Source organism: Serratia sp. 506_PEND, assembly GCF_001076875.1.
GTDB classification, from domain to species: Bacteria; Pseudomonadota; Gammaproteobacteria; order Enterobacterales; family Enterobacteriaceae; genus Serratia; species Serratia marcescens.
In genome coordinates this window covers 33093-46459 of record NZ_JVEL01000556.1, presented here as the reverse complement: position 1 = coordinate 46459, position 13367 = coordinate 33093, and the positions used below count along the sequence as shown (strand labels likewise).

Genomic DNA, 13367 nt, shown 5'->3' with positions numbered 1-13367 from the left:
CGTCCTGTCGTTACCACCAAATTTCCATCTGGGCGCCGAAGGTGACTTCGTCATCCTTGCCGCGGCTGAAGGTATGCATGCTGGTGTCGTTGTAAGCGGTGCCGGCGTTATACCCGGTGTCATCGCCGGTGGCGTAGCCCCACTTCTCATCCCACTTGGCGTAGGTGGCGAACAGGCGGATGGCCGGACGCGACCAGATGCTGTTGCCCGCCTGCCATTGCTGCGCCAGGGTCACTTTATACTGGCCGTTGCGATCGCCGGTGCGTTGGGACTTGACGTTGTCATAGCCGGCTTCCAGCAAGGTGCTCATGATCGGCGTCCATTTGTACATCGGGCGCACGCCCACGGTGTACCAGGTGGTGCCGTTGTTGTTGTCGCGGTCGATGTCCTGGAACATGGCGACATACATCAGCGCCCATTGATCGTTGAAGTCGATGGCGCCGTGATCCAGCACGCGGATCATCTTGCCGTTGTTATCGATGGTGGCGCCTTCGTTGCGGCCGTTGTTCTGCGAGGTCATCGAGTCGGTGGCGTACTGCAGCACGAACTTGTTGTAACCGTTCAGGATACTCTGCGTGTGTTCCGCGGTGAACATCCAGCCGTCTTTGCTGGCGCCGTCGGCCAGGCGGTAGTTATCCTGCGCATTGGCGCGGCCGTAGTCCACGCCCAGCTCCAGGGTGCCGCCCGGGTTCAACTCCAGGCCGGCCAGACGCAGGTCGAAAGTGTCGTTGACGGTCGGACGCTGTTTCCATTCGTTATCCAGATAGCCGTAAGAGCCGCCGGATTCGGAGTTGCGGGTCACGGCGGCGGACAGCTTGCCGAAGCCCAGATCGATGTTTTCCAGACCGGCGCCCGGGCCGGAGATATCCCAGTAGTAGAAGTCGATCATGTGAACGTCATGACGCTGATAGAAACGCTTACCGGCCCACAGCGTGGAGCCCGGCAGCCACTCGATCAGGTTTTTACCCTGCACGTTCACTTCGCGGAAGCCCGGCGTCACGTCTTCCCAGTCGGAACGCTGCGAGACCGAATAGGCCAGGTTAGTGTCGAAATAGAAGCTCTTGTCGCCTTCTTTCCACACTTCCTGCCCCAGTTTCAGTTCGGCGTAGGTTTCGCATTCGTTGCCGAGACGGTACTTGCTCGCGGCGCCGGTGGCCTTGAAGCACTGTTGCTCACCGCCGCTGCCGGTCCAGCCGATGCCGGAACGGGCGTAACCGTGGAAATCCACGGCCAGCGCCTGAGTAGAGAGAACACCGGCGGCGACAGCCAGTGCCAGAGGAAGTTTGCGCAGAGTAGTCATCATTATTCTCCTGTTATACCGACTTTGATGCTTTAAACGCCCGGCTCCTGGTGCAGCCGTTTACATGCCGTACCGTCTTCACGGAACAGATGGCAGCGGTGAGGCGGCAGGCCGATGGCGAATGTGGCACCTTCTTCTACCAGCACCACGTCGTTCTGGCGGTACACCAGGTTTTGACGGATGGCCGGGATTTGGATGTGGATTTGCGTCTCGTTGCCGAGCTGCTCCACCACCTGTACGTCGCCGGTAAGCCGCACTTCAGAGGCTTCGCCGGGCAGCAGATGTTCGGGGCGAATGCCCAGTGACAGGTTGGCGCCGGGCTGAACGCCCGCGCCTTCCACCGGCAGCCAGACCAGTTGGCGGTTGGGCAGTTCGACCTGCACCTGTCGCGGCTCCGCCGCGGTGACCTTGACCGGCAGGAAGTTCATCTTCGGCGAGCCGATGAACCCGGCGACGAAGCGGTTGGCCGGGTAGTGGTACAGTTCCAGCGGCTTGCCGACCTGCGCCACGCGACCGGCGTCGAGCACCACGATCTTGTCGGCCAGCGTCATCGCTTCGACCTGATCGTGAGTGACGTAAATCATGGTGCGCTGCAGGCGCTTGTGCAGACGGGAGATCTCGATGCGCATCTGCACCCGCAGCGCGGCATCGAGGTTGGACAGCGGTTCGTCGAGCAGGAATACGTCCGGCTCGGCCACCAGCGTGCGGCCGATCGCCACACGCTGACGCTGCCCGCCGGACAGCGCCTTCGGCCGCCGATCGAGCAGGTGTGCCAGCTGCAGCACCTCGGAGACCTGGTTCACCCGTTGATTGATTTCCGCTTTCCTGGCGCCGGCCAGCTTCAGGCCGAACGACATGTTGTCCGCCACCGACAGGTGCGGATACAGCGCGTAGGACTGGAACACCATGCCGATGCCGCGCTCGGAAGGCGGCACCTCATTCATACGTTTCTCGCCGATCAGCAGGTCGCCGGAGGTGATGTCCTCCAGCCCGGCGATCATGCGCAGCAGCGTCGATTTGCCGCAGCCCGACGGCCCGACAAACACCACAAACTCGCCGTCTTCGATAGTCAGATTGACGTCTTTGGAAATCACGGCCTCACCGAAGGCCTTATAAACGCTGCGCAGTGTCACGCTAGCCATGCGTTACTCCCCTGCTTTCGCAGTTAACATGTCGTGTGAAAATGGCGGAGGCAAAGCCCGCCAAAACCCATTGATGACCCTCTTGCTGCGCGCCGTGCTGCCATGCCAACGGCAAGGTCGCCTCAGACGGCGCGGCCGCCTGAGTATAAGGCTGCAGGTTTATCAGCGCTTCAAGGCATTGATCCTGATGGGTAATAAGTAAGCGCACCACGCCGTCCCGCTGGCTGACCGCGTTCAGCTCGCCGCGCTGGATGAGCGGCGAACGGCGCAGGGCCAACAGCGCCTGGCAGTAACGTAAGGTGGAGTGGCTGTCGTGCTGTTGGCGGCTGATGGCCAATGCGCGGTGTTCGATCGCCACCTGCTGATACCAGCTGATCTCCCCGGCGGTGACCTGTTCGGGGGCTTCATGCCACGGCATTGGCGTTTGCGCGCCGCGCGGATCCTGCAGGCCGGCGGCATGCGGCAGCCCCAGCTCTTCGCCCTGATACAGGCAGATCGGCGCCGGCAACATCGCCAACAGCGTCAAAAAGGCGGCGGCGGAACGCAGGTCTCCCTGCCCCCAGCGGCTGACCACTCTTGGCTGATCGGCGTCCCCGGTGCTCCACAGGCTATCCGTCAACGTGGCGCGGCGGGCGTGCAACACCGCCGCCAGCCTCTCCGCGCTGAACGGCATCACGTCCAGCGCCAGCGCGCCGTGGGCGAACCGCTGCGGTGCGACGGCATTGCGAACGCGGTTGGCGTCATCGCCGTACCACAGCGTCAGCCCTTCGCCCGTCACCGTCGCCTCGGCCTCCGGCGCCAGCGTCTGCGGCAGCAACAGGCCGTCGATCGACAGCGCTTTCAGGTATGGCAGCGCCGCCAGCATGCCGTGCGCGTCGCCCACGCCGTCCCCGTTTCCGTCACGGAAACTGGCCGGATGGATCCGGTACAGGGTGGGCTGAGTGGCGATAGGCATTGACGACATAAATCCGGTATCCCTGCTGCGCGTGGCGTTAAAAATCGATGGGCCGATAGTGCGGGAGTCGCCGGAAAGGGTAATCATCCGTAACAGGATTTTTCATGGGGGAGGAGGCGGGAGGATGAGAGAACGACCGCGGCGATGAGAAGTTCCGCGCTTGAGGCAAATCTGTGATCCGGCTGGCAAAAATCGCCCCCCTATTTTGTGCCTGACGCCACAGAATAGAGCACAACGTTAACTGGATCACACTCCTCATCTCAGGGGCGTAGAGGGGGGGAGGATGAGAATATGTCGCGTTGTGACCCACTATTACCGCGAAACGTCTCTCCTTGATTTATGTGCCCACAAAAAGAAGGACTGGATTATGACTCGCAGCATTACCCTCGCCCGCACGCTGGCGCTCTCGGCACTGGCCACCCTGGTGCTCTCTTCTTCCGCCTTCGCCAAGATTGAGGAAGGCAAACTGGTTATCTGGATCAACGGCGACAAGGGCTATAACGGCCTGGCGGAAGTCGGCAAGAAATTCGAAAAAGACACCGGCATCAAGGTCACCGTCGAGCACCCGGACAAGCTGGAAGAAAAATACCCGCAGGTGGCCGCCACCGGCGACGGTCCTGACATCATTTTCTGGGCCCACGACCGCTTCGGCGGCTATGCGCAGTCCGGCCTGCTGGCCGAAATCCACCCGTCCAAAGCCTTCCAGGACAAGCTGTTCCCGTTCACCTGGGACGCCGTGCGTTATGACGGCAAGCTGATCGGCTACCCGATCGCCGTCGAAGCGCTGTCGCTGATTTACAACAAGGACCTGGTCAAACAGCCGCCGAAGACCTGGGAAGAGATCCCGGCGCTGGACAAACAGCTGCGCGCCGGCGGCAAGAGCGCCATCATGTGGAACCTGCAGGAACCCTACTTCACCTGGCCTATCATCGCCGCCGACGGCGGTTATGCCTTCAAGTATGAAAACGGCAAATACAACATCAAGGATGTCGGCGTCGCCAACGCCGGTTCGCAGGCCGGCCTGCAGTTCATCGTCGATCTGGTGAAAAACAAACACATCAACGCCGATACCGACTACTCGATCGCCGAAGCCGCGTTCAACAAAGGCCAGACCGCGATGACCATCAACGGGCCGTGGGCCTGGAACAACATCGAGCAGAGCAAAATCAACTACGGCGTGACGCTGCTGCCGACCTTCAAAGGCAAGCCGTCCAAACCGTTCGTCGGCGTGCTGACCGCCGGCATCAACGCCGCCAGCCCGAATAAAGAGCTGGCGACCGAGTTCCTCGAGAACTACCTGCTGACCAACGAAGGGCTGGCGGACGTCAACAAAGACAAACCGCTGGGCGCGGTGGCGCTGAAGTCCTATCAGGAAGCGCTGGCCAAAGATCCGAAGATCGCCGCCACCATGCAGAACTCGCAAAACGGGGAAATCATGCCGAACATCCCGCAGATGAGCGCCTTCTGGTACGCCGAACGCAGCGCGGTGATCAACGCCGTCAGCGGCCGTCAGACGGTGAAAGCCGCGCTGGACGACGTACAGACCCGTATCACCAAGTAACGACGCCGTGCGGGGCGCCGTGGCGCCCCGCCGTTGCTTCACAGAAAGGAACGCCCTATGCAATTCGCTCACGCCGGGACGCCCGCGCGTAAAAAATCGAAGTGGTGGCAAAGCGACGCGCTGAAATGGCTGGTGGTCGGCCTGTTCAGCCTGGTGACCTGCTACCTGATTGTGTTGATGTATGCACAGGGTGAATACCTGTTCGCCATCCTGACGCTGATCCTGGTCAGCGCCGGGCTTTACGTCTTCGCCAACCGCCGCGCCTACGCCTGGCGCTATGTGTATCCCGGCATCGCCGGCATGGGGCTGTTCGTCCTGTTCCCGCTGATCTGCACCATCGCCATCGCCTTTACCAACTACAGCAGCACCAACCAGCTGACCTTTGAGCGCGCGCAATCGGTGCTGATGCAACGCCAGTTCCAGAGCGGCAAAACCTTCACCTTCGGCCTCTACCCGGCGGAAAATCAGCAGTGGCGCCTGCAGCTGACGCCACCGGACAGTGAACAGCCGCTGCTCTCCGAGCCTTTCCGCCTCGACGCCGCGGCGCCGCAAACCCTGACATTGACCACACAGAGCGCCGCGCCGCAGGGCGAGCGCGCCACGCTGCGGGTGATCACCCAGAACCGGCAGGCGCTGAGCCAGCTGGTGGCGCAACTGCCCGACGGCGGTGAATTGCGCATGAGTTCACTGCGCCAGTTCTCCGGCACCCGTCCGCTGTATGCGCTGGACAAAGACGGCAGTACGCTGACCAATAACCAGACCCAGGTGCGCTACCGGCCGAACGGCGACATCGGCTTCTATCAGGCGATCAACGCCGACGGCGGCTGGGCGCAGGAAACCCTGAGCCCGGGCTATACCGTCACCACCGGCTGGAAAAACTTCCTGCGGGTGCTGCAGGACGAGGGCATCAAGAAACCGTTCGTATCGATCTTCATCTGGACCATCGTGTTCTCGGTGATGACGGTGATCCTCACCGTGGCGGTCGGCATGGTGCTGGCCTGCGTGGTGCAGTGGGAGGCGCTGAAAGGCAAGGCGATCTACCGCGTGCTGCTGATCCTGCCCTATGCGGTGCCGTCGTTCATCTCGATCCTGATCTTCAAAGGGTTGTTCAACCAGAGCTTCGGCGAAATCAACATGATGCTCAGCCATCTGTTCGGCATCAAACCCGCCTGGTTCAGCGATCCACTCACCGCCAAGAGCATGATCCTGATCGTCAACACCTGGCTCGGCTACCCGTACATGATGATCCTGTGCATGGGGCTGCTGAAAGCGATCCCGGACGATCTGTACGAGGCCTCGGCGATGGACGGCGCCAACCCGTGGCAAAACTTCTTCCGCATCACCTTACCGCTGCTGATCAAGCCGCTGACGCCGCTGATGATCGCCAGCTTCGCCTTCAACTTTAACAACTTCGTGCTGATCCAGCTGCTGACCAACGGCGGCCCGGACATGATCGGCACCACTACGCCGGCCGGCTATACCGATCTGCTGGTCAGCTACACCTACCGCATCGCCTTCGAAGGCGGCGGCGGACAAGACTTCGGCCTGGCGGCCGCCATCGCCACGCTGATCTTCCTGCTGGTGGGCGCGCTGGCGATCCTGAATTTGAAAGCCAGCAAGATGAACTTTGATTAGGGAGAATAACGATGGCCATGGTTCAACCCAAATCCCAGCGCCTGCGCCTGTGGATCACCCATATCTTGATGCTGTGCTTTATCGCCCTGATCATGTTTCCGCTGCTGATGGTGGTCGCCATCTCGCTGCGCTCCGGCAACTTCGCCACCGGCAGCCTGATACCGGAAACCCTCTCTTGGGATCACTGGCGGCTGGCGCTTGGCTTCAGCGTCACCCACGCCGACGGCAGCGTGACGCCGCCGCCGTTCCCGGTGCTGCTGTGGCTGTGGAACTCCATCAAGATCGCGGCGATCACCGCCATCGGCATCGTGACGCTGTCCACCACCTGCGCCTACGCCTTCGCCCGCATGCGTTTTCGCGGCAAGAGCACGTTGCTGAAAAGCATGCTGATCTTCCAGATGTTCCCGGCGGTGCTGTCGCTGGTGGCGCTGTACGCCCTGTTCGATCGCCTGGGCCAGTACATTCCGTTTATCGGCCTGAACACCCACGGCGGCGTGATTTTCGCCTACATGGGCGGCATCGCGCTGCACGTCTGGACCATCAAGGGCTATTTCGAAACCATCGACAATTCGCTGGAAGAAGCGGCGGCGCTGGATGGCGCCACGCCGTGGCAAGCGTTCCGTCTGGTGCTGTTGCCGCTGTCGGTGCCGATTCTGGCGGTGGTATTCATTCTGTCATTTATCGCCGCCATCACCGAAGTGCCGGTGGCGTCGCTGCTGCTGCGCGATGTGAACAGCTACACGCTGGCGGTGGGGATGCAACAATATCTCAACCCGCAAAACTACCTGTGGGGCGACTTCGCCGCCGCCGCGGTGCTGTCGGCGATACCGATTACCGCCGTGTTCCTGCTGGCGCAGCGCTGGCTGGTGGGCGGCCTGACGGCCGGCGGCGTGAAGGGGTAATTTGTGCCACTGCAGTGCGTTTGATGTTTTTCCTTATCTTTTACCCTATGGATTTCAAGTTACAGCTAGGCGACCAGCTCGCTAAGCCCAGGCGCTTACTTCAGTAAGTAACTGGGGTTAGCGAGTGCAGTCAACAACGCTGTCGCTTGAAAGACGACGGGTAATGATATCCTGTGTCTTTGGCGGCCTTTGGCCGCCATTTTTATCGCTACTCCCGTTTCAGCCGATCGGTATTGGCCAGATAGAGCGTCACCACCAGCACCAATATCGCCGCGGCGTAGATCAGGGTATCGATGGGGTTTTTGTGGTCCACGATAATCAAACGAATAATCGCGGTAATGCCAATGTAAATAAAATAGCGCAGCGGGAAATGATAACCCGACTCAAAATACTTGACGATCAAGGCGATAAATTCAAAGTACAGGAAATAAATCACGATGCCTTCAATCAACAGGTAAGAAGACGACTCTTCGCTGTTGATAAATAACACCTTCGCCAGATGGATGGTTTCCTTGACCAGAAACACCACCAGAATTGCCGCCAGCAGCAACAAGCCCACGTTCAGCACTCGCTGCAGCCCCTTCGCTATCATGATCGAACGCGACGTTTTTGCCATAAAACCTCTCTCTGAATACCGCTTATATGATTCAACCCTGCCAATATAGGCATTGTCCTAAAAATTCCGTCCCAGGTGAAAGCACTTTAAACCCCATTTAATTCATCACGTTATAATAAGATGTTTCTGACTTATAGATTTGTAGCAAATCGAAATGTCAACTATCATGGGTCACAGAGATCTTTACATAAAACCAATAACCTCGAATTAACAAGGGAATTCTTTATGCGCGCTAAACTTAACGGACTGGTCGCTGCGGGCCTGTTTACCTGTGCATTGTCCGGCCACGCCGCCGGCCTGGTAGCCCCTGACAACGATCTGCGTAACGATCTCGCCTGGTTGTCTGACCGCGGCGTCATCAACGTCAGCCTGTCCACCTGGCCGCTGAGTCAGGAAGAGATCAGTTCCGTTATCGCGCAGGCCAAGCCGGTGACCAACACCGAGAAAAACGTCATCGACCGCGTGCAGCGCCGTGTCGATGCACTGAAAGCCAACATCCGCGTCAGCGGTTACGCGTCAACCGATAAACCCGGCACCCCGCAGGGCTTCGGCCAAAACGAGTACGCCGACGATCGCCTGACCATCGGCGCCGGCGCCAACGGCGAGTTCTGGGACGTGCGTCTGCAGGGCTCGGTGGAAGGCGATCAGCGCGTCAGCGACGGTTCCAAATTCAACATGAACGGCTCCTACGGCGCAGTGAAAATCTGGAACCAATGGCTCTCCTTCGGCGAGGTTTCCCAGTGGTGGGGCCCGGGTTACGACGGCAGCCTGATCCGCTCCGACGCCGCGCGCCCGGTGGCCGGCTTTATGCTGCAGCGCGCCGACCAATCGCCGTTTGAAACCCCGTGGCTGTCGTGGATCGGCCGCTGGCAATACCAGCTGTCCGCCGGCCAGCTGTCGCAATACGCAGCCGTACCGGACACCAAGCTGATCGGCGGCCGCCTGACCATGATGCCGACCGACTTTCTGGAGCTGGGCGCTTCACGCGTCATGATGTGGGGTGGTGATGGCCGTCCGCACTCCTGGAGTTCCTTCTGGGATGGCGTAACCGGCAACGATAACACCGGCGATCCGAAAAACGATCCGGGCAACCAGTTGGGCGGTTTTGACTTCAAACTCAAGCTGCAGCCGCTCATCGGCATGCCGGTCAGCTTTTATGGCCAGATCACCGGTGAAGATGAAGCAGGCATGTTGCCTTCGCATAACGCTTACATGCTGGGGCTTGAAGGCCATCCGGAATGGGGCCCGACCACGATCAACTGGCATATCGAAGGTTCTGATACCCGCTCTAACGGCAACGCCAACAACGTGATGTACAACCACTACATCTATCGGGGCGGTTACTACCAGCAAGGTTATCCGCTGGGCCACGCGATGGGCGGCGACGGCCAGATGCTGTCCGGGCGCGTGGAAATGGTGCTGGACGATGGCCAACGTTGGAGCACCCGTCTGGTGTACGCCAAGGTGAACCCGAACAACCAAACCATCAACCGGGCGTTCCCGCGTTCCGATACGCTGAAAGGCATTCAGCTCGGCTGGGGTTACAGCTTCGATTCTCAGGTTAAGTTCGATACCAGCCTGTGGTACACCGACAGCGATCACAGCACCGCCGATGACGTGGGTGCAGGCATCAGCTTCGAAGTGCCGATCAACCTGTAATTTTTTGCAGACGTAAAAAAACCCGCCGCGGCGGGTTTTTTTATTGGCTTCAGCTCAGGCGCTTAGCGCCATTCCTTGAAGCGGTTGATCAGCGCATTGGTCGAGCTGTCGTGGCTGCTGATTTTCTCGCTGCCCGCCAGCTCCGGCAGGATGCGGTTAGCCAGCTGTTTGCCCAGCTCCACGCCCCACTGATCGAAGGTGAAGATGTTCAGGATCGCGCCCTGGGTGAAGATCTTGTGCTCATACAGCGCGATCAGGCTGCCCAGACTGAACGGGGTGATTTCGCGCAGCAGGATCGAGTTGGTCGGCCGGTTGCCTTCAAACACCTTGAACGGCGCCACGTGCTTGACCTGCTCAGGAGTTTTGCCCTGCGCCGCGAACTCGGCTTCCACCACTTCCAGCGACTTGCCGAACGCCAGCGCTTCGGTCTGAGCGAAGAAGTTGGACAGCAGTTTGGCGTGATGATCGCCCAGCGGGTTATGGCTGATGGCCGGCGCGATGAAATCGCACGGCACCAGCTTGGTGCCCTGGTGGATCAACTGATAGAACGCATGCTGGCCGTTGGTGCCCGGCTCGCCCCAAATGATGGGACCGGTCTGGTAATCCACCGGGTTGCCGTTGCGATCGACGTACTTGCCGTTGGATTCCATGTTGCCCTGCTGGAAGTAAGCGGCAAAACGGTGCATGTACTGATCGTACGGCAGAATGGCTTCGGTTTCGGCGCCAAAGAAGTTGTTGTACCAAATACCGATCAGCGCCAGCAACACCGGCAGGTTTTTCTCCGCCGGCGTTTCGGCGAAGTGCTTGTCCATGGCGTGCGCGCCGCTCAGCAGCTGCTCGAAGTTGTCATAACCGATGGACAGCGCAATCGACAAACCGATCGCCGACCACAGGGAGTAGCGGCCGCCGACCCAGTCCCAGAATTCGAACATGTTGTCGGTATCGATGCCGAACTCGGCCACCGCTTTGCCGTTGGTGGACAGCGCGGCGAAGTGCTTGGCCACGTGCTGTTGATCGGCGGCGCTGCTCAGGAACCAGTCGCGCGCGCTGTGGGCGTTGGTCATGGTTTCCTGAGTGGTGAAGGTTTTGGAGGCCACCAGGAACAGCGTGGTTTCCGGATTCAGCGGCTGCAGCGTTTCGGCGATGTGGGTGCCGTCGACGTTGGAGACGAAGTGCATGTTCAGGTGGTTTTTATAAGGGCGCAGCGCTTCGGTCACCATGTAAGGGCCGAGATCCGAACCGCCGATGCCGATGTTCACCACGTCGGTGATCGGCTTGCCGGTGTAGCCTTTCCACTCGCCGCCGATGACGCGCGCGCAGAACTGTTTGATCTTGGCCAATACCGCGTTCACTTCCGGCATCACGTCTTTGCCGTCGACCAGGATCGGGCTGTTGCTGCGGTTGCGCAGGGCAATATGCAGCACCGCGCGATCTTCGGTGCGGTTGATTTTCTCACCGGCGAACATCGATTTGATGGCGCCTTGCAGATCGGTTTCTTTCGCCAGCGCCTGCAGCTTCTCCAGGGTTTCCTGCGTGATGCGGTTCTTGGAATAGTCCACCAACATTTGGTCGTTGAAGGTCGCGGAGAACCTGGAGAAACGATCGCTGTCCTGGGCGAACAGGTCGGCGATCCGTACGTCTTTCATCTGTGCATAATGTTGCTGCAGGGCTTGCCAAGCAGCGGTTTGACTAGGATTGATATTTTTCATAGCAACACTCTTAGGCTTGAGAATAAAAATGACGCGTTTGTCCGATTGTAGCCTGTTCGACTGTGATTATGATCTCTTTTCTTGCGATAGGCGCTAACTGTCAACGCATTGCCGCCTCGTTTCAGCTTTCACTCTATACTTTTGGCTAACGGCCTGTTATCGGGGTTGCCGAATTGTCATCAGGCTGTGTCATCGTCGCTTATTTCGTCATTTGAAAGGGATCTCGCTTATGGAATTATCCGCCCCGCTCATGTTGGTGCTTATCGGTCTGGCGTCGCTGCTGGCGCAGTGGCTGGCCTGGTTGCTGCGCCTGCCGGCCATTTTGCCGCTGCTGCTGTTCGGCATCGTGCTCGGCCCGACGGTGCATCTGGTGCAGCCGGATCTGCTGTTCGGCGATCTGCTGTTTCCGCTGGTGTCGCTGTCGGTGGCGATCATCCTGTTCGAGGGGGCGCTGACGCTGCGCTTCGAGGAGATACGCGGCCTCGGCGGCGTGGTGCGCAACCTGGTCACCGTCGGCATGCTGGTCACCTTTCTGGTCATCAGCCTCGCCAGCTGGTGGCTGCTGGATTTCCCGCCGGAGCTGGCGGCGCTGATCGGCGCGGTGACGGTAGTGACCGGGCCGACGGTGATCGCCCCGCTGATGCGCGTGGTGCGGCCGAACGCCAACATTAACCAGGTGTTGCGTTGGGAAGGGATCGTCATCGATCCGGTCGGCGCCATCTTCACCCTGCTGGTGTTCGAGTTTATCGTGCTGAAGCAGAATGCGGAGTCCTATACCCACCTGTTTTGGACGCTGGGCGTGACCGCCGCCGTCGGCCTGATCGCCGGCGCGCTGTTCGGCTACCTGCTCGGCCTGGCGCTGCGCCGCGTCTGGCTGCCGCGCTATCTGCAGAACCTGGCGGTGCTGGCGATCATGCTGACCGCCTTCGGCGTTTCCAACGCCATCGCCGACGAATCCGGCCTGCTGACCGTCACGGTGATGGGCATCTGGCTGGCCAACATGCGCGACGTGGACACCAGCGATATTCTGGCGTTCAAAGAGGAGCTGTCGGCGATCCTGATCTCGGCGCTGTTCATCATTCTGGCGGCGCGGCTCGACATCCAGGCGCTGTGGCACATGGGCTGGCCGCTGCTCCTGCTGCTGCTGGCGGTGCAGTTCATCGCCCGGCCGCTGTGCATCGCGGTGTCGACCTGGCGCTCTTCCCTGCACTGGCGCGATCGGCTGCTGCTGTGCTGGATCGCCCCGCGCGGCATCGTCGCCGCGGCGGTCAGCTCGCTGTTCGCGCTGACGCTGCAGCGCAGCGGCTATCAGGGCGCCGACCGGCTGGTGACCGTGGTGTTCGCCATCATCATCGGCACCGTGGTGTTGCAAAGCCTGACCAGCGGCATGATGGCGCGCTGGCTGCGGGTGCAGCAGCAGAAACCGCGCGGCGTGCTGATCGTCGGCGCCAACAGCGTGGCGCGCATGCTGGCGCAGGCGCTGATCAAGCTGAACGTGCCGGTGATCGTCACCGACAGCAGTTGGGAATACTACCGTCAGGCGCGCATGGACGGCATTCCGGCCTACTATGGCCACGCCTACTCCGAACACGCCGAGAACTACCTCGATCTGAGCAATATCGCCCAGGTACTGGCGCTGTCGCCCAATCGCCACCAAAACGCGCTGGCGGTCTACCACTTCGGCCATCTCTTCGGCGAAGATCACGTGTTCGCCATCCGTTCGGGGGCGCCGCTGAAAGGGCGCGGCGCCAGCGCGGAAAGTTCGCGTTTCCGCCGGCATGAAATTTTATTTAATCAGGAAGCCACCTACGGCCGCCTGAGCAGCCTGCTCGCCAGAGGGGCCACCATCAAAGCGACCAAATTGAACGAAAATTTCGGTTGGCTGGAG

At 60.2% G+C, this 13367-nt stretch carries 10 protein-coding genes; 5 read left to right on the top strand and 5 right to left on the bottom strand.

The window, feature by feature from the left end; translation table 11 throughout:
• Positions 1-10: 10 nt before the first annotated feature.
• Genes ADK28_RS24615 through ADK28_RS33460 form a run of 3 tightly spaced genes read right to left on the bottom strand, consistent with a single transcriptional unit; the run spans position 11 to position 3406 of the window.
• Complete coding sequence (locus ADK28_RS24615; protein ID WP_028127550.1) at positions 11-1300, bottom strand: maltoporin; 1290 nt, start codon at positions 1298-1300, stop codon at positions 11-13.
• Between the two features lie 32 nt (positions 1301-1332).
• Positions 1333-2442, bottom strand: a complete 1110-nt coding sequence (malK, locus tag ADK28_RS24610; RefSeq protein ID WP_033639259.1) for a maltose/maltodextrin ABC transporter ATP-binding protein MalK — start codon at positions 2440-2442, stop codon at positions 1333-1335.
• Positions 2435-3406, bottom strand: coding sequence for an alpha-amylase family glycosyl hydrolase (locus ADK28_RS33460; RefSeq protein WP_048796929.1), 972 nt, complete (start codon positions 3404-3406; stop codon positions 2435-2437). The genes malK and ADK28_RS33460 overlap by 8 nt, the downstream gene beginning before the upstream one ends.
• Before the next feature lie 358 nt (positions 3407-3764).
• Here ADK28_RS33460 and malE point away from each other — a divergent pair, with 358 nt between their 5' ends.
• From malE to malG, 3 genes are read left to right on the top strand one after another with little or no spacing between them, the layout of a single operon-like run.
• On the top strand, positions 3765-4958 hold the full coding sequence (gene malE, locus ADK28_RS24600; RefSeq protein WP_016930286.1) for a maltose/maltodextrin ABC transporter substrate-binding protein MalE: 1194 nt from the start codon (positions 3765-3767) through the stop codon (positions 4956-4958).
• 57 nt (positions 4959-5015) lie between these two features.
• Positions 5016-6593, top strand: coding sequence for a maltose ABC transporter permease MalF (malF, locus tag ADK28_RS24595; protein WP_016930287.1), 1578 nt, complete (start codon positions 5016-5018; stop codon positions 6591-6593).
• Between the two features lie 11 nt (positions 6594-6604).
• Positions 6605-7495: a maltose ABC transporter permease MalG gene (gene malG, locus ADK28_RS24590; protein ID WP_004936696.1), complete on the top strand. Its 891-nt coding sequence runs from the start codon at positions 6605-6607 to the stop codon at positions 7493-7495.
• 208 nt (positions 7496-7703) lie between these two features.
• Here malG and psiE read toward each other — a convergent pair whose 3' ends face one another.
• Complete coding sequence (psiE, locus tag ADK28_RS24585) at positions 7704-8111, bottom strand: phosphate-starvation-inducible protein PsiE (protein WP_015379238.1); 408 nt, start codon at positions 8109-8111, stop codon at positions 7704-7706.
• A gap of 225 nt (positions 8112-8336) precedes the next feature.
• On the opposite strand from psiE, the gene ADK28_RS24580 reads away from it, so the two are divergent.
• Positions 8337-9770 carry a capsule assembly Wzi family protein gene (locus ADK28_RS24580; protein ID WP_016930288.1) on the top strand — a complete coding sequence of 478 codons (1434 nt, stop codon included), beginning with the start codon at positions 8337-8339 and terminating at the stop codon, positions 9768-9770.
• A gap of 62 nt (positions 9771-9832) precedes the next feature.
• Here the strand turns inward: ADK28_RS24580 and pgi are convergent, their stop codons facing one another.
• A complete protein-coding gene (gene pgi, locus ADK28_RS24575) occupies positions 9833-11479 on the bottom strand; it encodes a glucose-6-phosphate isomerase (protein ID WP_033639258.1) in 1647 nt (548 codons plus the stop codon).
• A gap of 229 nt (positions 11480-11708) precedes the next feature.
• On the opposite strand from pgi, the gene ADK28_RS24570 reads away from it, so the two are divergent.
• The coding region (locus ADK28_RS24570) for a cation:proton antiporter (RefSeq protein WP_048796931.1) at positions 11709-13367 on the top strand (1659 nt) is incomplete at its 3' end.

What these genes read in the sequence shown, in the direction of transcription:
- ADK28_RS24580 (WP_016930288.1), top strand. Translation starts at nt 8,337, where the DNA reads ATGCGCGCTAAACTTAACGGACTGGTCGCTGCGGGCCTGTTTACCTGT.
- ADK28_RS33460 (WP_048796929.1), bottom strand. Translation starts at nt 3,406, where the DNA reads ATGTCGTCAATGCCTATCGCCACTCAGCCCACCCTGTACCGGATCCAT.
- malF (WP_016930287.1), top strand. Translation starts at nt 5,016, where the DNA reads ATGCAATTCGCTCACGCCGGGACGCCCGCGCGTAAAAAATCGAAGTGG.
- ADK28_RS24615 (WP_028127550.1), bottom strand. Translation starts at nt 1,300, where the DNA reads ATGACTACTCTGCGCAAACTTCCTCTGGCACTGGCTGTCGCCGCCGGT.
- malG (WP_004936696.1), top strand. Translation starts at nt 6,605, where the DNA reads ATGGCCATGGTTCAACCCAAATCCCAGCGCCTGCGCCTGTGGATCACC.
- psiE (WP_015379238.1), bottom strand. Translation starts at nt 8,111, where the DNA reads ATGGCAAAAACGTCGCGTTCGATCATGATAGCGAAGGGGCTGCAGCGA.
- malK (WP_033639259.1), bottom strand. Translation starts at nt 2,442, where the DNA reads ATGGCTAGCGTGACACTGCGCAGCGTTTATAAGGCCTTCGGTGAGGCC.
- pgi (WP_033639258.1), bottom strand. Translation starts at nt 11,479, where the DNA reads ATGAAAAATATCAATCCTAGTCAAACCGCTGCTTGGCAAGCCCTGCAG.
- malE (WP_016930286.1), top strand. Translation starts at nt 3,765, where the DNA reads ATGACTCGCAGCATTACCCTCGCCCGCACGCTGGCGCTCTCGGCACTG.